The 21703-nt window shown below is 50.5% G+C and carries 19 protein-coding genes; 8 read left to right on the plus strand and 11 right to left on the minus strand.

The annotated features are described in order from the left end of the window. Nucleotides 1–47 precede the first annotated feature (47 nt). The 4 genes from mgrA to AC6B99_RS24220 all read left to right on the plus strand — a co-directional run bounded on the left by mgrA (nt 48) and on the right by AC6B99_RS24220 (nt 7339). On the plus strand, nt 48–1040 hold the full coding sequence (gene mgrA, locus AC6B99_RS24205) for an L-glyceraldehyde 3-phosphate reductase (protein ID WP_056031849.1): 993 nt from the start codon (nt 48–50) through the stop codon (nt 1038–1040). Nucleotides 1041–1198: 158 nt separating this feature from the next. Continuing rightward, the gene (locus AC6B99_RS24210) at nt 1199–5041 is read left to right on the plus strand and encodes a response regulator (protein WP_056031846.1); all 3843 of its coding nucleotides are present in this window, start codon (nt 1199–1201) and stop codon (nt 5039–5041) included. 127 nt (nt 5042–5168) lie between these two features. Further along, on the plus strand, nt 5169–5891 hold the full coding sequence (locus AC6B99_RS24215) for a response regulator transcription factor (protein ID WP_081418667.1): 723 nt from the start codon (nt 5169–5171) through the stop codon (nt 5889–5891). 155 nt (nt 5892–6046) lie between these two features. Continuing rightward, nucleotides 6047–7339 (plus strand): putative bifunctional diguanylate cyclase/phosphodiesterase, encoded by a 1293-nt coding sequence (locus AC6B99_RS24220; RefSeq protein ID WP_056031837.1) that lies wholly within the window; start codon nt 6047–6049, stop codon nt 7337–7339. 275 nt (nt 7340–7614) lie between these two features. On the opposite strand, the gene AC6B99_RS24225 is transcribed toward AC6B99_RS24220, so the two are convergent. The 8 genes from AC6B99_RS24225 to mscL all read right to left on the minus strand — a co-directional run bounded on the left by AC6B99_RS24225 (nt 7615) and on the right by mscL (nt 12447). Beyond that, nucleotides 7615–7833 carry a hypothetical protein gene (locus AC6B99_RS24225; protein WP_046229519.1) on the minus strand — a complete coding sequence of 73 codons (219 nt, stop codon included), beginning with the start codon at nt 7831–7833 and terminating at the stop codon, nt 7615–7617. Nucleotides 7834–7960: 127 nt separating this feature from the next. Continuing rightward, nucleotides 7961–8599 (minus strand): TraX family protein, encoded by a 639-nt coding sequence (locus AC6B99_RS24230; RefSeq protein WP_496664419.1) that lies wholly within the window; start codon nt 8597–8599, stop codon nt 7961–7963. A 62-nt stretch (nt 8600–8661) separates the two neighbouring features. Next, nucleotides 8662–8970, minus strand: a complete 309-nt coding sequence (locus AC6B99_RS24235; RefSeq protein WP_056031828.1) for a hypothetical protein — start codon at nt 8968–8970, stop codon at nt 8662–8664. A 295-nt stretch (nt 8971–9265) separates the two neighbouring features. Then, complete coding sequence (locus AC6B99_RS24240; RefSeq protein ID WP_081418713.1) at nt 9266–9805, minus strand: superoxide dismutase family protein; 540 nt, start codon at nt 9803–9805, stop codon at nt 9266–9268. Nucleotides 9806–10156: 351 nt separating this feature from the next. Next, nucleotides 10157–10432, minus strand: coding sequence for a hypothetical protein (locus tag AC6B99_RS24245; protein WP_056031823.1), 276 nt, complete (start codon nt 10430–10432; stop codon nt 10157–10159). A 170-nt stretch (nt 10433–10602) separates the two neighbouring features. Continuing rightward, nucleotides 10603–11022 carry a hypothetical protein gene (locus tag AC6B99_RS24250; RefSeq protein ID WP_494879025.1) on the minus strand — a complete coding sequence of 140 codons (420 nt, stop codon included), beginning with the start codon at nt 11020–11022 and terminating at the stop codon, nt 10603–10605. A 169-nt stretch (nt 11023–11191) separates the two neighbouring features. Next, nucleotides 11192–11824: an NUDIX hydrolase gene (locus AC6B99_RS24255; protein ID WP_496664420.1), complete on the minus strand. Its 633-nt coding sequence runs from the start codon at nt 11822–11824 to the stop codon at nt 11192–11194. 113 nt (nt 11825–11937) lie between these two features. Further along, complete coding sequence (gene mscL, locus AC6B99_RS24260) at nt 11938–12447, minus strand: large conductance mechanosensitive channel protein MscL (protein WP_496664421.1); 510 nt, start codon at nt 12445–12447, stop codon at nt 11938–11940. 387 nt (nt 12448–12834) lie between these two features. On the opposite strand from mscL, the gene AC6B99_RS24265 reads away from it, so the two are divergent. From AC6B99_RS24265 to AC6B99_RS24280, 4 genes are all read left to right on the plus strand, one after another. Beyond that, nucleotides 12835–14589, plus strand: coding sequence for an ATP-binding protein (locus tag AC6B99_RS24265; RefSeq protein ID WP_056031805.1), 1755 nt, complete (start codon nt 12835–12837; stop codon nt 14587–14589). An 89-nt stretch (nt 14590–14678) separates the two neighbouring features. After that, entirely contained in the window at nt 14679–15449 is a 771-nt protein-coding gene (locus AC6B99_RS24270; protein WP_056031802.1) for a sporulation protein, read from the plus strand. A 629-nt stretch (nt 15450–16078) separates the two neighbouring features. Next, entirely contained in the window at nt 16079–17209 is a 1131-nt protein-coding gene (locus AC6B99_RS24275) for a DNA alkylation repair protein (RefSeq protein WP_056032994.1), read from the plus strand. After that, nucleotides 17206–18291 carry an aromatic acid exporter family protein gene (locus AC6B99_RS24280; RefSeq protein WP_494879020.1) on the plus strand — a complete coding sequence of 362 codons (1086 nt, stop codon included), beginning with the start codon at nt 17206–17208 and terminating at the stop codon, nt 18289–18291. Before AC6B99_RS24275 ends, AC6B99_RS24280 begins: the two co-directional genes overlap by 4 nt. A 107-nt stretch (nt 18292–18398) precedes the next feature. Here the strand turns inward: AC6B99_RS24280 and AC6B99_RS24285 are convergent, their stop codons facing one another. The 3 genes from AC6B99_RS24285 to AC6B99_RS24295 form a co-directional block, all read right to left on the minus strand. Further along, the gene (locus tag AC6B99_RS24285; RefSeq protein ID WP_442952506.1) at nt 18399–18731 is read right to left on the minus strand and encodes a transposase; all 333 of its coding nucleotides are present in this window, start codon (nt 18729–18731) and stop codon (nt 18399–18401) included. 70 nt (nt 18732–18801) lie between these two features. Beyond that, on the minus strand, nt 18802–19404 hold the full coding sequence (locus tag AC6B99_RS24290; RefSeq protein ID WP_056031795.1) for a TVP38/TMEM64 family protein: 603 nt from the start codon (nt 19402–19404) through the stop codon (nt 18802–18804). A 143-nt stretch (nt 19405–19547) separates the two neighbouring features. After that, a complete protein-coding gene (locus AC6B99_RS24295) occupies nt 19548–21566 on the minus strand; it encodes a Na+/H+ antiporter (RefSeq protein ID WP_496664422.1) in 2019 nt (672 codons plus the stop codon). Nucleotides 21567–21703: the final 137 nt, after the last annotated feature.

Raw genomic sequence — 21703 nt, forward strand, 5'->3', positions numbered from 1 at the left:
TGAAAGTTTCCAACTTTTAATTTTAATAGTAGAGAGGATGTTAATCGATGACGTATTTGCCTGCAAATTCCCGCTATGACGGGATGAAATACAATCGTACCGGCCGCAGCGGACTTCTGCTTCCGGCAGTATCACTGGGCCTCTGGCACAATTTTGGCGGTACGGATCGTCTGGAAAATGGACGGGCGATGGTTCGCCGCGCTTTCGATTTGGGCATTACCCATTTTGACCTTGCTAACAATTATGGGCCGCCTGCTGGCTCTGCTGAAGAGACATTCGGCCAACTGCTCAAGCAGGATTTGGCTGCTTACCGCGATGAGCTTATTATTTCCACAAAAGCCGGATATTATATGTGGAAAGGCCCTTACGGCGAGTGGGGCTCGCGCAAATATTTGGTGGCGAGCCTTGATCAGAGTCTTAAGCGTATGGGGCTGGAATACGTAGATATTTTTTATCATCATCGTCCAGATCCGAACACGCCGCTTGAAGAAACGATGGCTGCGCTTGACCATATCGTTCGCCAAGGCAAGGCGCTCTATGTTGGCTTGTCCAACTACAGTGCGGAGCAGACGGCTGAAGCTTCCCTTATTTTGCAGCGGCTTGGCACGCCTTGCCTCATTCACCAGCCTTCTTATTCGATGTTCAATCGCTGGATTGAAGATGGCTTGCAGGATGTTCTTGATACGGAAGGCATCGGCTCCATCGTGTTCTCGCCGCTCGCTGGCGGCCTCTTGACGAACCGTTATTTGAACGGCATCCCGCAGGATTCCCGCGCGGCAGGACCAAGCTTATTTCTGCAATCCGATCAAATTACGGAAGGCAAGCTTGAGAAAATCAAGCTGCTTAACGCTCATGCTGCCGAGCGCGGGCAGACGCTTGCACAGATGGCGCTCGCATGGGTATTGCGCGGCGGCCGGGTAACATCGGCATTGATCGGCGCAAGCCGTGTGGAGCAAATTGATGATAACGTTGCGGCACTCAGCTCGCTTGACTTCTCTAGCGATGAGCTGGCTCGTATTGAATCGATTTTAAAAGATTAAGGCAAGCGAATTTAGCAATGAGGCACCATCTAAAATAACCATTGTCTTTTTTGAACGCCAGGGCCCTCCGCCTTGGCGTTTTTGCTTCTCCCGCTTTCGTAAAGGCTGTATAATAAACGGGACAACTGACAAACTTTGTCGGATAGGAAGTGAGCCGCTTGAACAACACGTCTCTTAGGGTCAAGGGACTTCTGGTTATAGTATTAATTACCTTTATTCCGCTGCTGTTTGCCGGCATTATTAACTATATGGGCTTAAGACAGGGAATGATTGATTCCGCAACAGAGAAAACATTAAGCCAACTAAACAGCAGTGCGAATAACCTGTCTGCTTGGCTTGCAATCAGGCGGGCGGAAGTATTGGTCATTAGCCGAACCGATGTCGTACGTTATGGAAAAGACGAAGAGAAGCTCAGCTATTTTAACCGTGAGCTTGTGCGGGCAGGCTTTGCCTTCCGCTCCCTTGGCTTTGTGGGCAAGGACGGCATGGCCATACGTACGGATGGCACGCCGTTTGATTTGAGCAACCATTCCTTCTTCCAGACGTCGATTAAAGGGAAGGTGCTGATCAGCGATCCTTTCAAAACAAGCCTTTCGCCAAAAGAACAATTTGTCATAGCCGTTCCGGTCTACAATGAAGAAAATCAAATTGCCGGAATCGTCTATGCAGCTATTGATATGGATATGATTATCCCTTATTTGCAATTGGACAAGCCGGATGCAGCCACCTTCTGGCTGTATAACGAGGAAGGCGTAGTATTGTTCTGTTCGGATGATGGGGTATTGCCGCAGACTGCCATGATGAACGGGAATTTACAGGAAATTCAGGTGAATGAAAAGCTGCTGTCCAATAAGGATGGCATGGAGATCATTTCCTCAAATATGAATGAATACGCAGTATTTCACTCCAAGGTGGATGGTGTGGCTGCTTGGCATTTTATGCTTGAAATGCCGATGTCGGATTTGGAGATTGGGACGCTGCCCGTTCTGCTGAGCATTCTGCTGACGCTCGTTGGCTCAGAGCTTGTCATTGTGCTGCTGTGCTATCTCTTTTTTGCCAATATGGTAAATCGGTTGAAAAATATATTGATCGTCACCGAACAGGCAGCCGCTGGCCAGTTTGATGCCGAGCATCTGTCAGAAATGCCAGGGGACGAGGTAGGCAAGCTGTCGCGTTCGGTGAACGTCATGGTTGTGCGTCTAAGAAGAATGTTTGAACGGCTGGAAGCGATTATTAATCAAAATCAATATTCCTTTGTCGTCCTCGACGAGCATTACCGTATTTCCTATCTCAATAAGAAGGCTGAGGAAATGATCGGCTATAAGACAGAAGAAGTGTCGGGGCATGCGACGCCGCTGCTGTTCATGGACATGGAGGAAATCCGGATAACGGCCGAGGAGCTTAGGGAGAAATTGGGCCGCGAGGTGATACCGGGACTGGATGTGCTCAAGGAGCTGCGCAATGCCGAGTTTTCCTACGAGCGGGAATGGACCTTTATTGCGAAAAATGGCAAACGCATTCCCGTCCTGCTCAGCACGAATGGCCTGCGGGATGCAAATGGGAAATTTACAGGAGCCGTTGGTATGTTTCTGGATATAACCGACAAGCTGCAGGTGGAAAAATCGCGCAATCGGCTGCTTGATATCGTTGGCTCTGCCAAAGATTTGATCGCTTCGGTCGATTCCCAGGGTGAAATGATCTACATTAATCAGGCGGGCAAGGAGATGCTCGGCATCCATGAGGAGGAAATGGATCTTTCTTCGCTGAGCGGGCATCTAAGCAGTGAAATGTTCTTTTATCTCATGAATGGCTCAGAGCTGGCCAAGCAGTACGGGTATTGGGAAGGCAATGTCGAAATTTTGACGAAGAAAAAGCAATTGAAGCATGTATCGCTCGTGCTCGTATCCCATCATAATCGCAGAACAGGAGAGGATTATTTCTCCTGCATTGCACGGGACATATCGGAGCAAAAAATCATTCAGGAGGAGCTGCTTCAGGCGTCGCAGGATGCGGCGGAGGCGAATGCGGCCAAAGGCAGATTCCTTGCCCTCATGAGCCATGAAATTCGAACGCCGCTGAACGGCATCATCGGACTGACCCAGCTGCTCAAGCGCACGGGATTATCCTATTCGCAGAAAGATTATGTGGACAAAATCAGTACGTCATCCGAGTCACTGCTGCGAATCATTAATGATATTCTCGATTTCTCCAAAGTAGAGGCGGAGAAAATCGAGGTTGAACTGCTAGCTTTCCATCCGGAGGAGCTGCTTGGCCGGGTAGCGGATCAGCTCAGCGTCTTTATGGGCGGCAAGGAGCAGTTCGAATTTTTGATCCATACGGCTTACAATCTGCCAAGCACGCTGCTTGGGGATTTGCTGCGGCTGGAGCAGGTGCTGTTGAATCTATGCATCAATGCGATTAAATTTACGAAAAAAGGCCATGTCAGCCTTCGATTAGAAGTGGTAGAGCTTCGTGAAGCGGAAGTGCAGCTGCGTTTTGTCGTTGAAGATACAGGCATCGGCATGAGCGAGGAGCAGCTGGATAGGCTGTTCCAGCCATTCAGCCAAGCGGATGGATCTACGACGAGGAAATATGGGGGCACAGGGCTTGGCCTTGTTATTTCCCAAAAGCTCGTCACGTTGATGGGCGGAAATCTCATCGCGGAGAGCAAGGCTGACCGCGGCAGTAAATTCAGCTTCGTCATTACATTCCCTATGCTTGAAGAAGCGCCGTCCTACAGCATGGAGCTAGGCGAGGAGATGATTGGACAGCCGGTGTGGATCGTGGAGGACAGCCAAATGATGCGCCACCATTGGTGCGAAAGGCTGGAATCGTTCGAAATGGCCCCGGTTCCCTTCGCTTCCTGGAAGACAGCGCGGGAGCGGCTGCGCCGAATCGGTGCCGGAGCGATGCCGAAGCTGATTTTGCTCGATATGGAAATGCCTGATATGTACGGGGCGGAAACTTGGCTTGAGTTCCATCAGGAGGCTGTGGCGGCAGGCGTGAAGACGGCTGTGCTGACGACTTCATTCGGGCGGGACGAAATGCTGCAAATGCCAGAAAAGGATCGTCCGCTTGCCCTGCTTACAAAGCCGGTTACCCGGTTAGCTATGCTTAACGGCCTGAGAGGAGTTTTGACGGAGCGTTCCTTTATTCCCCCTTGGAACCGGGCGATGAGCGAAGTGGCCGTTGAACAGCGGGAAGGGCGCAATGCGAAAATTTTGCTTGCCGAAGATAATAAAATCAATCAAATCGTCGCTCTGGAAATGTTAAAAGAACGGGGCTACGAAGTAGGTCTGGCCGAAAATGGTCATGAGGTGCTGGAAATGCTGGAGCGGGAGGAATGGCATCTCATTCTCATGGATATTCATATGCCGGAAATGGATGGCATGGAGGCGACGCGATTTATTCGGGCCAATCCCAAATATGATGGGCTGCCGATTATTGCGGTTACCGCCAATGTGCTGCGCGCCGATCATGAGCAGTACAGGCAGCTTGGCATGGATGATATTATAACGAAGCCGATCAGCGCCGGCTTTCTCCATTCCGTACTCTCGCACTGGTTGAATCAGACGGGTATATTGCCGGTATCGACGTTATGGGAGGATGAGCCCCATGTGCAGCCGCAATATGAACAGACGGCTTATTCCTCGCTGCCGGTCATTCCGGGAGTAGATTTGCCGGAGGCGCTCGCCAGAGTGAATGGCAAGCTTCCGATTTTGATGCATATGTTAGAACAATTTCAAGCCGATTACCCTTCATTTATCGACAGATTAATCGCTTCAATGACAGAGAGGGATCTCGTGACCGCCAAGCGTCTCGTGCATACCCTTAGGGGAGCGGCTAGCCATTTATCCGCTTATCAAGTGGCGAATGCGGCGACAGAGCTGGAGCTGCTGTTCAATCAGGAGGAAATAGATGAGCAGGAATGGAGCCAGCGGCTGACAAATCTGGAAGAAGAATTGACACATTTGCTCAAATGTTTGCAACAAGACAAGTGACAAAAGTTCGACAAAAAACCCTAACAATTCTCTAACAAATTATTGTAGTCTGTCACAGCTATATTGTATAGTAAGAAGACAGACTAAATTCGACAGAAATCTTCAATCCCAATAAGGGGTGACGCCAGTGTATAAAGTTATAGTTATAGAAGATGACGTCATGATGAGTGATATGCTGTCTATGTATTTGTCAGAGGAAGGCTATTCTGTCAAACAAGCGGGATTGGCAAATGACGGCTTGCGTATTATTTCGGAATTCGAACCTGATTTGGTTTTGCTGGATCTTATGCTCCCGGATATGGATGGGATGGAGATATGTGCATTGATTCGCGAGCGTTCGAATGTGCCTATTATGATTTTATCCATGAAAAATGAAGTGTCAGAACGAGTGCTGGCGTTGAAGTCTGGTGCAGACGATTATATGTGCAAGCCATTCAGCATGCACGAGATGACGGCGAGAGTCGAGGCCTTGATTCGCAGAGCTAATATTAAGCCGGCCGGAGCAGAGGTTGAGCAAGAGCAAGGCGAAGAGGAGCGGGATCCGATCCAGCTTGATTTTGAACGGAGATTGCTGCTTGTCAGAGGCATGCTGGTAGAAACAACATTTTCGGAATATGAAATTATGAAGCTATTTTTGGCGTATCCAGGCAAGGTATTCAGCAGGGAAGAGTTAATCAATGCCATTCGCGGCTTTGATTCCTTTGTCACCGACCGTGCTATTGATGTACACATTGTGAATCTGCGGAAAAAAATCGAGCAAAATCCAAAGGAGCCTCGTCTGATTCGAACGGTTTGGGGCTTTGGCTACAAGTACACAGCCCAGAATTCCTCAGTCAGCCAGGAGAAATAATAGCATGCATTTTTTAGGGACCGTCTGGCTTATGCAGACGGTTTTTTGTATGGAAAATGACATTCTAACAACTATCTAAAGGTAATTGCTGAAATTTCCTAATTATTGTATGAGAACATAGATTTAACTTACTATTGGATCGAAGGATGGGAAATATGAAGGAACAAGTCATTGCATTATGGCCTGCAAAGCTGAATGCCTGCCGCGAGCTGGGCCACATGCTGCTGCGAGTGCAAAATGCAAGCCATAAGCTTGCCGCGGTGCTGGTGCAGCTTGACCATTTTTACCGCATCATCGGAGCTCGAGGATTGGACTATGGTAGCGAGGTGATACAGCAGATTGAAGAGCGGCTGGTGGCGGCTGGAGCGGACCGGGCTGCAATTTGGCAAATGAGCGACAGTACTTTTTTGGTTGCTGTGGTGCTGGATGCTAATCAAGCGGATGGATATAGCCTGCTAGAACGTTTCAAACGAATGGTGCAGCAGCCCGTAGGCTCTGGCTCCGATCGTTATCATTTAACTGCCAGCATTGGCGTGAGCCTGTTCCCGCAGGATGGTACGACAAGCGAGCAGCTCATTTGCCATGCGGAAACAGCACTGTATAGCGGTGTTTTAAAGGGAGAAGGCCAGATTTCCTATTATTCGCGGGCGGAAACAGAGCAAATTAATCGGCATTTTGAGCTGGAGGCTGCCATACGAACGGCGCTGTACAAAGGGCAGTTTCACTTGAACTACCAGCCCATCTATCAAGTGAAAACGGGTAAGCTGCGGGGCTTCGAAGTGCTGCTGCGCTGGAATCATCCAGAGCTTGGCAACATTCAACCAGCTGAATTTATACCCTTTGCAGAAAAAAACGGCATGATATTGCCAATTGGCGCCTGGGTGATCAAGCAGGCCTGCCGCATGCTGGCCAGCCTGCCGGACCAAGCTGCACTGGTCATGTCCGTCAATATTTCGCCGACAGAGCTGGCAGACTGCGCCTATGCTGACATGGTGCTAAATACGCTGGAGGAGACCGGAATACCGCCGCATCGTTTGCAGCTGGAAATCAAAGAGGGCTATAATTATGCGAAATGCGAGCGATCCATTAAAGCCTTGACTAGGTTGCATGCAAGCGGTGTGCTGATCGCGCTGGATGATTTCGGTTCCATGCACTCGTCGCTGGCCAATTTGCAGCTGCTGCCGATTCATGCTTTGAAGCTGGATCGCTCCTTTGTTAGAGAAATCGATAAGGAAGGCGCTGAGCATCATATCGTGGAGGCAATGATTGGGCTGTTGCATAAGCTGGGCATTAGCGTCATTGCTGAAGGAGTCGAATATGTGAAGCAGTATGAGCTGCTGCGAGACTGGGGCTGCGATTACATGCAGGGATATTTGCTGGGCCAGCCCGCACAGCCAGATATGCTGGATTTATCGATGATTCGCAAGCCTGAACGAACAGGCGCATAGTCTTCTGAGATAGAGCTTGCCCAAGCGAAAGCGATAGGGCAGGCTCTTTTTTTTATTAGAATAAAGATCATGGTTCTAAACGCAACAAAGCCTCCAAATCCACTATCGCAGCGGTAGGAGGCTTTTCTAAACGATTGGAATAAATGAGTGATGCGATCCGTATATGCTTCGGTTCCATCGCGTACCGGTTTCGTCGATAAAAAGCGAAAAAATCGTTTACGCTTGTTTAGGTTGGGGATGATGTTCCTTTTAGTCCAGTGGGGGCTAGAGGGTGTTTAGCTAACTTCCAGATAAAGTTTAGTACCATCGCTGTATTGAAAAATAGCAACCTCACGTACGACTTCAACTTTAGAGATCCGTTTCCATTTTTTTCGAAAGTCGAAATTGAGTTCCATTTCACGCAGTTTATGATGAAGCTGCTCAACTGATGCGGCTTGTTCGTTAGTATAATAAACAGGTACAGAACGACTTTTGAAGGTAATGATTTTCATCATGACCTTGTCCACCTCCGATCGTTTTTTCCTATTCTATCCTAAACGTTTTAGCCGCTTATGAAACAGCCGTAAGAATATTGTTTAATTTGCTTATATATTTCTAACACATTGTGTCAGCTGGAAAATGCTACTTTCCAGCTAGGATTACATACTGCAGTGCTGCAATAATGGCAAGATGCAACGGGTAAAAACTGCGCCAAAGGCTGCGAGGAATTTTGATGGTATCGGCTGCTTGCAGCATGCTTGGCGAGTAGGCAAGCAGCAAGGTTGCGACAACGCTGAACATCTGAATGCTCCAGCCCATGTAGAATAAATAAAAGAGGTTGAGCAGCAGGTGGGCCGGAGCCATACCGTGTTTCGGGACATAACGGTAGATGAGGACGAGCACTAGCAAATAAGCGCCGTAGCTGCATGGAATGACTTCGAGCAGCAGCAGCAGGAAGGCAGCCAGTGATACTTGAAGGGCAGGACTCGATCTCAACTGGTCCAGAAGCTTCAGGGACACGAGACAAACGAGCAGAGTGCCCACGGTGTTAATTTCCCAAGTGGCGAAGGCTAGAGAATATGGGATTTGCGACAAAGCCGCAATGGCCGTCATCCGCCATAAGTATTGGTTTATGTTTTTGGTGCGGAAATATCCAATGACAAGCGCATAAGCATAAAGCGGCATAGCAAGCCTGCCAATAATTCGCCATGTATCATCTTCGGGGAACCAGATCAATCCAATATGATCAAGCAGCATCGTAACCATTGCGATAATTTGCATATTCATCCCCCTAAGTTGTGACTATTATAGCATGGGGGTATGAACGGGAGAAGAACAGCGTTTTAGGTGTAAAGCAGGGTAATGACAAGCAGCTCGTAGAGAACGAGTGGAAGAATGGCGTTTTGTGGAGGAATGAAGGCGCGCGGGTCTTGCACGGTACAGTGCAAATACAGCAGGCAGCGGTCCACATGTGCAATATAGCCCTCGTATACATGGCCATCCATCGTATGCACGCGCACAGGCCTATGCATATGTCCGTGGCACAGACGATGAATCTGCTCTTGCACCTGTTGCACCATAGCTGTATGTGCAGGCTCTGCCTGGTACAACACAGCTGCCGCTTGCTCCGCTGCCTTTGATTGCTCTGACATATGAACATCGCTCCTTTGCCCCGCAGCATGCCAGCAGGGAGTCTCATCCTAAATTAAGCTATATGCGGGAGGGGCGGGGATGATGCTGGTTTTTAAGAAGGATGCGGGTCTGCCTTTCAATTATGAATGGAGAGAAGGACGTGATGGAACAGTTTATTCATCGTTATGTAAATGAAAAAAGCGCGGTGCTCTGAAAACCCAGAGCCCGCGCTTTTTTCATACGGTTGGAGTATCGTGTAATGATTTGTTTCATCGTAACGTATTAACCCGTTTTTCATCCAGCATCCTATTATCGCTATTTAATCACACCGCATGCGATGCGAGCGCCGGAATTGCCGGAAGGATCAGTGACGTAATCATCCGCTTTCTCGTGAATAACCAGAGCAGCGCCGCCTGATTTTATTAGCGAGTTAGGTTCGCCCTTGGCGAGCGTCACATTTTTCGAAATGATTTCGGCCTCTACTTTTCCAGACGCGTCAACTTGAATATTCGGCAAATCGCCAGAATGGAAGCCTTTGGGGTTGCTGAATCCGTGCTGCTTGCTTAGCGGATTGAAATGCGCCCCAGCGGTCGTAAATTCGGGAGCCTCGCACTTCCCCGTTTCGTGAAAATGAATGCCGTGCATGCCCGGTGCGAGCTGGTCCACCGCAAGGCGGATATGTACACCGTCAGCTTGCTCCTGCAGGGTTGCTTTGCCGATGACGGCTCCTTTGCTATTAATGAGGTCGAGCTTGATTTCCTCAGAGGGTACCGTTTTTCCAGCGGCATGGGCTAAGGGAAGGGAAGCGCCTCCTAGCGCTAAGCAGAGCGTTGTGATGCAGATTGTTTTTTGGATAAACACAAATTTTCCTCCATTTCCAGTGATGCCATTTAATATGTCCCGCTAATCGCCGGCCTATACGGAAATTAAGGAATAGCAGATATGTGTTTGTCGGGGAATACATGTCCATACCTCTTTACTCTATTTGAATATGATATAGCAGAAACCATGAGAGAGGTGGCATTTAATATGTCAGTAAAATCGAAGTTTCAAGTGAAAAACATTAAATCAGCATCGCGCCAATCGAAACGGGCTCGCACTTCTTCTTGTTCCTGTCAACGCCAAGAGTCAGCAAATGATAACAGAAGTAATGGTTGTCATCGCAGAGATCCAGCAGTTGAAGGAATTCAGGATGCAGGAAAAGAATTAAGCAAAATTTTCAAAAGACTGGAGCATGAAGAGGTTGCTGAGAGGCTGGTCAGAGCGATCCGCTGTCACGATGCTCGGGCGGTTCAGAACATTATCGGCTGCGATTGCCGAGTCGTTCACTTCTTCTGCACAGATCGTTCCGATTGCGTTAGAATCTGCTGTTCGTTTGGTAGAGACCACGCGGTTACAATCTCGTTTGACATTTGTATCAGAAGAGAAAACCGCAACCGTTTCTAGTCGCACGCAGAAGCCAAAATAAGCAAGAACCGCCAAGCCCCTCCGAGGGCTTGGCGGTTCTTGCTATGCTCTATGGCTCAAACGTGTTTCCATAGCTTGATAATCTGTCACCGCGCTTCGCGAATCAGCATACGATAGGACAGCAAGGTTAGGCCGACATAACGAGTATGGACAACAACTATAAATGGAGGGGACGAACGATGCCGCTAATCCCGAATTTCCCCGCGCCGCTGCTCCAGGAGCATGCCGTATGGCACCATACGCATCATGTAATACCCGGCACCATTCCGCCTCGCGGGTTCGGTGATCAATTTATGCGTTTTCACCGCGACTTCATTAACCGTGTGTACAGCTGGTATAACAGCCAAGGCTATGACACTAGGCTGATTGCGGCGTGGCCGGAAATCCCGGAAGCTATACGCCGCGCTCCTTGCTATAATCCGGCTGCGGAAAATCGCATTCGAAATAATCCGCGCTCCTTTGCTACGCTGGATGAGCTGGGCAGCTATATCGAATCCAGCGGCATTCATGGCTGTATGCATATGATTTCTGCCCAGCTGATGAACGAGCCGGAAATCAATGACTTTGACTTGGCGCCGCGCCATACGACGTTTTATCAAATTCACGGGTTAATTGACCAGTGGTATCGCAACTGGGAAAATGCTTGGGGCCAACGCGCTGACGCGAAAGGCCAAAGGCAAAGCCAGAGCCAAAGCCAGAACAGCCAGATTCAAAGTCAAAATCAAAGCCGCTCTGTGCGGCAGCAGCGTTCCACTGGCGTCGCTGCTTTAGCGGCTACGTGCAATCGCGCAAGGCGCGCATTACGCTTGCGTAATATTCCGCTTGGCGCGGCACGAACTGCTCTACCCGCACGCTCCTTACGGAAGGCGTCTGCCCGCCGTCCTGGCTTACAGCTACCCCTGATACCACGAGCTCCGACCGCTCGTGCTCGAACAGCTGGAGCAGCTCTTCCAGGTCGGCCTCGTACACGCCGGCCACCTCTTCGGCTTGCAGCTGTAATTCCATCAGCGGCAAGGAGCAGACGAAGCCGAACACATCGCTGACCTCACGGTCGATGAAACTGGCGCCGCCAGCCGTACCTACGGTATCCTCACGCAGCTGCCCAAGCGGGATCAGGTCGTCGAAGCTGGCGGTTACGCCAATCTCCTCCTGCAGCTCGCGTGCGGCGTCGCGCATCGTTTCGCCTGCCGAGAGATGTCCAGCGACGGTAATGTCATAGCAGTCCGGACAAGTATCCTTGCTGGACTGCCGCAGCTGAAACCGGACGTAGCGGCGAGCTTCTTCCTTGCGTGTGAGCCAGCAGTGAAAGGAGCGGTGCCAGTAGCCCTTGGCATGCGTCTCCGAGCGTGTGGCTGTACCGATGTGATTCATCTGCTCATCATAAATATCGAAATATTCCTCTGTCATTGCACGAACTCCTTTGTATAAAAGATAGGGCAGTTTGCGCGTTTAGAGACTGCGACGAAATAAAGTACCGCTAATTTGTCGACAAAAGCGGGTACTCATTTCCTCGCAGCTCCTTAGTGAGAGCGTCCTGTATCGACAGCTTCAAGCTGGGACGTGCAGTGCTTGCAGCGAGTCGCTTTCAGCGGAATGCTGGACAAGCAGTAAGGGCAGTCTTTTTCCGTAGGAGCAGCTTCGGCGGGAGCCTCCTCGGTTTTGCTGCGGCGCAGCATATTAATGCCTTTAACGAGGAAGAAAATACAGACGGCTACGATAAAGAAGTCCAGCATCACATTAATAAACTGACCATAGGCGATAACGGCAATGCCGTTTTTGGATGCATCGTCGAGCGATCGGATAACAGTACCGGCAGCCTCCAATTGCTCCGTATGCTTCGGATCGAGATTAATGAATAAGTCCTTGAAATTGACACCGCCCAAAACCCGTCCAATCGGCGGCATAATAATGTCGTTCACGAGCGAGGTGACAATTTTGCCGAAGGCTCCACCAATAATGACACCGACGGCCAGGTCAATAACGTTGCCCTTAATCGCAAATTCCTTAAATTCCTGTACAATTTTCATCATAAATCTCTCCTTTATAAAATAAGCTTGCCCGGAAAAATCGCATTAGCGAGCGCAGCAAAACGCAGCCATGCAAAAGCTCTGATTGCTCTTTATTGTATATAAAACAAGCCAGAAACACCATTCCTAAAGCAGCGGCATAAAAAGATAATACTAAAATTACATAAAATAACAATTTTCTTTGCCATTCCGAATACAGGTATTGACAGAGGCACGATGTGTTTTTTTGAAAAAAGGCCATGACTTCCCAGTCTGGGAGCGACTCTTGTTCGTCATTTTGCATCATTTTCTGCTTTTTTTGTGAAAAAAGATATGTAAAAAGAGAGGATTTTATTGGATATTGTCGAATTTCAGTATTGTGAGTAAATTACTGGATATTTGAGGAGTTTTATGAATCACCAATTCGTTATAGGGAATCCCTTTTTTACACTGTTTTCATTTATGATTGTTTGCTTTGCCTGTTTTACACTGTTCAGCATGATTGGCTACCCGCCGTCAGGCAAAAAAATAGTAGCGTTTAGCCGCAAGTTTGGCAGCTCTTTCGTATTTGGGCTAGGGGTTTGGGCGATGCATGTGCTAGCCATATTCGGTTCGACTTATCCATTAGTTCTGGATTGGACTATGCTTTACACTTTATTGTGCTGCATGGCTCTTACCTATGTTTCGATATCGGTATACGAATCTGTCTGGCCCGGGCCGGTTAGAAGGGCGTTAAGCAGCCTGCTGCTTGCTGTTGGCTCAACGATGCTGCATTATTTCAACCTGCTGGGGAGTCAGGTGAAAAGCTATGAGCTGGATCGCTATTTGTTCATGGTGTCGATCATGGTTGCTTTTTTCGGAGCGCTGGTCGCCTTTAATTTGTATGAAAGCAGGGGCAAGGATGGCAAGCTGATCAGCAGCCTCATTCTGGGGCTGTCGATGATTGTTATGCACACGATTGGCATGCAGGCGATGAAGGTGGAGTATTGGAACATCTACACGACCGATAGCATGAACGACTCGATGATGCTTATGTCGTTTTTGCTCGGCATTGCAACGATGCTCATATTGAGCTTCTGCTTGTCCACCTGGATGATCAGCCGCAAATACAGCATGGTCGATGCGAATTACAAGCTGCTGGTCGAAAACTCCCTGGATACGATTGCGATTATCAAAGCGGGGAAGTGGCAATATTTCAATCCTTCCGGACTGCGGATGTTTGAGGCAGACAGCGAGCATGAAATCATCGGCGAGTCGATCTACAATTTTCTTCATGAGAAGCATCATGAGGAAATTCGTCAATTGCTAGGCGAGGAGGAAAATGAGGATTTGCTGCGCCAAAAGCCAGTCGAGCTGGAGTGGAGAACGGTGCATGGCAAGCTGCTGCATACGGAATTGGTTCGAACGAGCACAAGCCACACGGGCAGCCTTGCTTATCAAGTCATTATCCGCGATATTTCGGAGCGCAAAAAGAATGAGGAGCTGCTGATTAATTCTGAGAAGCTGTATATTGCAGGCCAGCTGGCTGCGGGAATTGCCCATGAAATTCGCAATCCGCTCACCTCGCTGAAAGGTTTTCTGCAGCTCATTGCCTCTGGGCGCAGCAACAATAATTATTATGACATTATGAAATCCGAGCTGATACGGATCGAATCCATTGTGAGCGAGCTGCTGATGCTGTCCAAGCCTCAGGCTTATCAGCTGTGCTACCGGGATGTGCGCCAGATTATGGCGGAATCGGTGACGCTGCTGGAGACGCAGGCCATAATGCACAATATTGAAATCCGGGTGAATATGGCTGCGGAGCCGCTTTACGTCTTCGGCGTGGAAAATCAAATCAAGCAGGTATTTATCAATGTCATCAAAAATGCAATCGAGGCGATGGCAAGCGGCGGCCTCATTCGCATTACGCTTGAGCTTGCGCAGAAGGCGCGAATCATCATCCGCATTCAGGATGAGGGTCCTGGCATTGCGAAGGAGCAGCTGTCCAAGATTGGCCAGCCATTTTATACAACGAAGGATAGAGGGACGGGGCTTGGCCTAATGGTCACCTACAAAATCGTCGACAACCATCTCGGCAGCATCAAGGCGGACAGTATTATGGGGCAAGGTACGACCTTTATTATTCAGTTTCCCTACCGCAAGGACCCGGAAGAAAAGGCATGAATAATAAACAGCACAATTTTTGCAACGCGAGGATACGGCTCGACGTACAACCGAATAGCGAGAAAAAAATTATTCGGTGAGGTGTTCTTATGTTTAATCGGTTATTAGCAAGCATTGGCATTGGCTCGGCAAAAATTGATACTTTGCTGGAAAAGTCCCGTTATGCGCCAGGTGAAGAAGTGCGCGGCGTCGTGCAAATTCGCGGCGGCAGCGTGGAGCAGCGCATTGAGAAGATTGAGCTGTCCGTAATGACCGAATACATCCGCGAGAGCAATGACCAGAAGCACAGACATAACTGCGTCATTGGAAAATATCCGGTCAGCCAGCCGTTTGAGCTGAAAGCCGGTGAAAATCGCGAAGTGCCTTTTTCCTTTCAATTGCCTTTCCAAACTCCGCTCACATTAGGGAAAACGCCAATATGGGTGAAAACCGAGCTCGACATTCGCGGCGCCATCGATCCCGGCGATAACGATCGCATTGAGGTCGTGCCTAATGCAGCGATGGGCATGGTGCTGGGAGCGGTGGAGCAGCTAGGGTTCCGTCTGCGTGAAGCAGATTGCGAATACGCTTCGCGTTTGGGACGCTCGCTGCCTTTCGTACAAGAGCTGGAATTTGTACCGGCTGGAGGGCCGTTCCGCGGCAAGCTTGATGAGCTGGAGGTTATTTTCTATCCAGATGCCCATCAGGTGGAGCTGCTGCTGCAAATCGACCGCAAAGCGCGCGGTCTGGGCGGCTTCTTCGCTGAAGCGATGAATACAGACGAAACATTCGTCCGCGTCGCTTTTACGCAGGAGCATCTGCAAGCTGGTACGCAAGCGATTGCGAGCCAGCTCGAAAAAATAATCGCGCGCCACGCTTAACCGACAAGCGAAAAAGTCAGCTTCTTATTCATCGTTTCAGGGGGTTACTCCCAGCGCAAAGATAGACTTGGCGGACAGAGCAGCCGCTATTTCAACTGAATCACCAGGAAAGACACAGGTGGCGGACTCAGGAGCCGCTAATGCGCTGCCTTTAGCCAATTTCAAGGGATGATGAGCACGATAACGGATTTCCTGTCCGCTTATGGCCTGAAATCGGGTCAAAAGCAAGAATAGCGGAACCTCAATCCTCCAAAAAAGGAGCGAGCGTCCCGAATTGCGCGGTCGCAGCCAAAGCGGCTCCGTCACAGTGTTCTCAGTAACAATCGCACGCTTCGTTTCTCAAGCCTTGAAGCGTCAGATGAGCTTGGCCTCGATTAGGCTCTGGGCAAGGAGTAGCAGGGCTACTCCGGTTTGCATACACACCCTAATGGCGCCGAAGTAAAGGTGCCGAGCCCAGAAGCGCCATAGCAAAAGGCAGCAGCCTGCCCGCCGCGAGTTTATGACGCGGCGGGCAGGCTTTTTTTCAATAGAAAGACAGGGCTAGGCGGTTTGATTAGTTGCTATTACTTCCGGTTGCGGGTTATGGCATAATAGATGGAGCATGAATGATTATACTGGAGGAGCTTACGATGGCAGAACCGCTAAAAGCCTTATACGATGGCTTATTTATAGAAAATTTCGGAGCGATGGTGCGCTCGGCTTTGCCGACTTTCGACTTGGCAGGCTTTGCGGCGGCAGTGCGGGCTGGAGAATGGGAGGAGCTGGCGCTCAAGGCGCGCTCGCGCCGAATTACCGAAGCACTGGGCGATTTCCTTCCAAGTGATTACGAGGCCGCGCTTGATGTGCTGATGCAGATCGACTCGCAGTGCCGCGGCCTGCCTTATATTTTCTTCCCGGATTTTGTGGAGGTGTACGGAATGGCACCGGAGCACTTTGACCGGTCGATGCAGGCGCTGGCACGGTTCACCCGTTATTCGACGGGGGAGTTTGCCGTGCGCCCCTTTCTGCTTGCTGAGCCAGAGCGCATGATGCAGCAAATGCTGATATGGGCGGACGATGAGGATGAGCATGTACGCCGGCTGGCGAGCGAAGGGACGCGCCCGCGTCTGCCTTGGGCGCAGGCGCTGCCGATGTTCAAGCGCGATCCACAGCCGATCCTTCCGCTGCTGGACAAGCTGAAGGCCGATCCTTCGCTGTACGTCCGCAAAAGCGTGGCGAACAATCTCAATGACATCGCCAAAGACCATCCCGATGTGGTCGTTGCGCTGGCCCAGCGGTGGTCGGGCGACAATCCGCTGACAGACTGGATTATTCGGCGTGGCTGCCGCACGCTAGTCAAGCAGGCTAATCCGGCGCTGATGGAGCTGTTCGGCTATGCAGCTGGAGAAGGCGAAGAGGGCGAGGAGCGCGTACCATTGACGGTGCATGCCGAGCTTCGGGCAGTGCCTGCGGTCGTCCATATTGGCGAAGAGGCGAGGTTTAGCTGCGAGATGAAGCTGCGGGATGGAGACGCACTCAAGCTGCGGATCGAATACGGCATTGATTTTATTAAAGCTTCAGGCAAGCCTTCCCAGAAGCGTTTCCTGCTGTCTGACCGCGAGTATGGGGGAGGAGCGGAAGTCGCGCTGTCGCGTGTGCACCGCTTCGCCGATTTGACGACGCGCAAGCATTATCCAGGGCTTCACCGCATTACGCTATGGGTGAATGGCGTGCAGGCAGCGGAGACGGAGCTGCAGCTGGAGGAGGCGGACAGCAAATGAATATTGGAGCTCGCGTGCTGAAGACCGGCTTGTCCGTTACGCTGGCGATTTTTCTGAGCCAGTTTTTCGGCTTTCCGTCCAGCCTCATTACGGCAGTAGCTGCTATTTTAACCATTCAGCCTTCCATCTACCGTTCCTGGCAGCAAATTCTCGATCAGGTTCAGACGAACCTGCTTGGCGCAGGAATCGCGCTTGCTGCGATGAAGGTATTCGGCCATACGCCGATTGCGGTGGGGCTCGTCTGTATCGCTGTTATCCTTATTTGTATCCGGCTGAAGATGGAAGCGACCATCGGAGTGACCCTCGTCATGGTTATCGCTATTATGGAAGCGCATGGACAAGGATTAGATGTGGCGCTGCAGCGATTTTTAATGGTGCTTACCGGCATGGGGGCCGCTTTTACGATTAATGTGCTCGTATTTCCCCCACGCCCGCGCAAGCAATTTACCGAGCAGGTGCATCTCGCTTATGGGCAAATGTCTTTGCTGCTGCGAACGGCGGTTTCGAACGAGATGAAGGAAAGCGTGTTCCGGCAGGAGAAGGAAACGCTGCATGTATCTGTGCGCAAGCTGGAGGATCGCTACACCTTGTTTGAGGAAGAGCGCAAGGTGCTCGCCCATGCCAAAAAAAGCCATGCCAGACAGCTGCTCGTCTCCAAGCAGACGATTAAGGCGCTGCAAAAGGGCGTTGATCTGCTTGAGGTTGTAGAGGAGCATTATTTTGCCGCCGCCGGTGCGGGGAAATGGGCGCAGCGCTTCGATAACCAGATCGAGGAGCTGACGAAATACCACGAATCGATATTGCTGAAAATCGAAGGCAAGATGAAGCCGAACCTGAGCTTCGAGCCGGAGGAGGAACGTGAAGCGCGCCTGATTACCGACCTGACGGATTATTTCCGCGAGGGGCGGGACGAGCATAAGCGGCTCGTGTTCGTCGCGTCGGCTATATTCGAATATGCCTACCATCTGCGGAGGCTGGAGAAGCTCGTGGATCAGGTTCAGCAGCGCGGCATGTCGACCGAGGAATGGAAAGCGGAAACGAACGCGAGCGGCAGAGAGGCTAAGGTCAGCGCCCAGGAGTAACAAAAAAACCGTCTCTTTTTCAAATGATTGATCATTTGACGAAGAGGCGGTTTCTTTTGCATGGCTATTTTTCACAGAGCTGCTGTAAGTCAATCTCAATCCATACGCTATTCGGTCTTATTGCTGCCTTTATGGCGTCTTGGATGCTGCATATGGGCTTCGGGATCATTGTCATCGTCTTTGGGAATGAGCCGCGGATCGGTCCGCCCTTCATGATGGTTGTCGAAGTCCAGCTCCACCAGCCGCCAAGTTGCCGTCCCCATCTGGGGATCGGCTGGAAACACCTCGCCGCGCTCCAGTTTCTCTTCACGATTCCACTCATTGCGGTATACACCCGCCACTTCTACAGGCTCGCCCGACATCGGCTCCATCTCATTGTGTTGATGCTGCTGCTCCTGGTCCAACTGCTGTTCGTTCATCGTATCTCCCTTTCCTGGCATGCATAGTCCGTCCAACATGACGGCGGGTCATTCTGCTATAGCATGCCTCGAAAGGGAATATATATGAGTGCTAATGAATATATCGTTTTTCCAGCCGCTTGCCGCCGAACCACATCAGCACAATGACGATGCAGGCGACGACGATGCGCCAAGGCTCATGCGCGAAATTTCCAATATCAAAGCTGAGCAGCGATACGCATAAAATCATGACCGCCTTGCCGAGCAAGGTGGCGATGATGAACGTGCGAAATGGCACAGCGCTTAAGCCCGACACAATATTAATGAGCGAGGACGGTGAAAAAGGAAAGCAGGCGAGCAGGAACAGCGGCGTAAAACCGCGATGCTCAATCCATTCGAAGAAGCGGCCGGATTTCGGGAAGCGCCGCTCGACTTTGGCTTTGACATTTTTCCCGAGCTTGCGCACGACCCAGAAGACGCCGATGGCCCCAGCGGAAACGCCAATCCACGAAAAGAGAAAGCCGAACCATAGGCCGAAAATATTCGCATTCGCCGCCACAATCGCCAGCAGAGGCAGAAAAGGCAGAAAGGCTTCCAGCAGGGGTAAAAGGATGCCAAGCAGCGGTCCGAATTCCCGATAGCTTTCCAGCGTTCGCTGCAAATGCTCCAAATCCATATGCTTTATTTGTTCTATCCAATTTTGCAGCAACGCCATACGTTAACACCCTCACTCACTTGATCAAAATATCAGCCGTTCAAAGCGACATCGTATGGCTTAAACAATACCAGAAAATAGTGGCAGCTGCCAAGCTCTCGCATGAGGAACAGGCCCGGACTCCTGACCGATCAGCCAGCTTGTTATCCTTCCTCCAAAATAGACGCCTCGCGGTTGCGGATAAACTGCCGCAGCTTATTGGCAATGTCCCGATTGATTTCCCCGCGCTCATACAAGCTTTGCACCTCGACTCGCTCCGCCTGAATCGCAACCCAATGCAAATCGCGCTGCACGTCGGCGTCGCCTCCATCCTTTTTCGGCGATCTCGGCTTTTGCAGCTTTTCCTTTATAAAATGGTAATGGCTGATCAGCTCGCTTCGTTCCTCCGAACCATGCTCGTCCAGCTGCTTGTCGAAAGAGCCGATAACCGCATCACAGGCTCGCAGCTTCAGCCTTCTCAGCGCCTCGCGATCGGATTGCCCCAGCTTGGCATGCGATTTGGTTTTTCTGAGGGATAACATCTCCAGCAGGGAATTCAACAGCTTCTTCATAATAATCGGCCAAAAGCTTCGGCGCCCTGCCAGCATTTGCTCAAGCTGCTCCAGGCTTTGCTCGAACAGCTCAAACTGCGGCTTGCTGATTTCATCCCGTGCCAGCATGCGGCGGGCAGCTTCCCGTTCGATACGGAACGCTTCAAATCGCATATCAATGATTCCCTCATCCGCTCGTTTCTTTGTCTGGGGCTTCTGAAGCTCCAGCATGCGGAACCAGCGCTCATATTCGGCAAGGACGGCAGAGGTTTCTGCTTCATTTTCCTTGCTCGCCGCCTGATGGATGGCTTCAATGGCCGCATTCATCATTTTGAGCTGCCCTTGGCGCTCTTTCTCTGTCCGTTTTGCTTCATTGCCCGTATCGCTGCTGCTTGCCAGAAGCGGGAGCACGGTGCTCGCCACGAGCAGCGATAACAATATAACCGCTGTCGCAATAAAAATGATGACATTCCGCTCAGGAAACGGATTTCCATCGATAAGAAACAGCGGAATAGAAAAGGCGCCGGCAAGCGTAATGGCGCCGCGTACGCCAGAAAGCGAGGTCATGGCCAAAATTTTAAACGACAGCTTCTCAGTCTGCTGCTCAGAGCCGAATAAACGGCCCCCTCTTGAGAAGGCGTACGTCCATAAAAACCGCAGTAGCAGCAGCATAACGAAAATCAAGCATGCATAACCCGTCACTCGAAGTGAGTTAATCGCGGGATTATCGAAAACGGTGCTGAAGACAACAGGGATTTGCAGTCCTAAAATAACAAAAACAAGCCCGTTCAATATGTACAAAATAACCGGCCATGTATGATCAGGCATCTCATCGTTCCGGGCCCGCGCCTTATCGTATTCATCGCGTTCGACGGCATGGACGACGCCCCCGGCTACAGCTGCCAAAATGCCGGATACGCCAAGATGCTCGCCGGTCAAATAAAGGACAAATGGCGTTAGCATATGAATAAGCATATGCAGCGTTGGATCTTCCAGACCTGACCTGCGCAAAACAGCGCGAAGTCCTGTAATCAGGAAGGCCAGCACGCAGCCGACCGCAAGGCCGCCAGTCGCAATAACGACAAAGCTGATGCTTGCTTTCGTTAAGGAAAAAGTGCCGTTTAGCGCAGCTGCCATCGCAAATTTAAAGGCGACGAGCCCGGAGGCGTCGTTCATCAGCGCTTCTCCCTCCAGCAAATGCCGCAGGCTCTTGGGCAGATTAACCCGCCCCGCTAAAGCATTGACTGCTACGGCATCGGTAGGGGAAAGCAGAGCAGCAAGCCCGAACGCTGCCGGCAGCGGAATGGACGGAATCATAAAGTGGATCGCATAGCCGATAAGAAACACGGTGACGAACACAAGGCCGACGGCGAGCAGAAAAATCGGAGCGCGAAGCCTCCATAATTCATTGCGCGGCGTATGCTTGCCATCGTTGTACAGCAGCGGTGCTACGAATAATATGAAAAATAGCTCGGGCTCCAGCGTCATATGGACGCCGGACGGAATAAGGGTAATCGCAATGCCAAGCGCAATTTGGATCAGCGGAACCGGCACAACCGGAAGATGGCGATTGATAATATTGGACAGCCCGATCAAAGCAAGCAAAATTATTATGGAAGAAAATATAGCCATGCCATCACCCTCTCTTGTAAACGACATTCAACTGCCGTTGTCGCTCATAACGGGCTTATTTTCGCCTGTGTATCAAAATTTTACCCATAATCCATCTAAATGCTTTCATTGGGGGATGAGCTGGTTTTGCATGCGCT

It is taken from the genome of Paenibacillus liaoningensis (assembly GCF_059609455.1).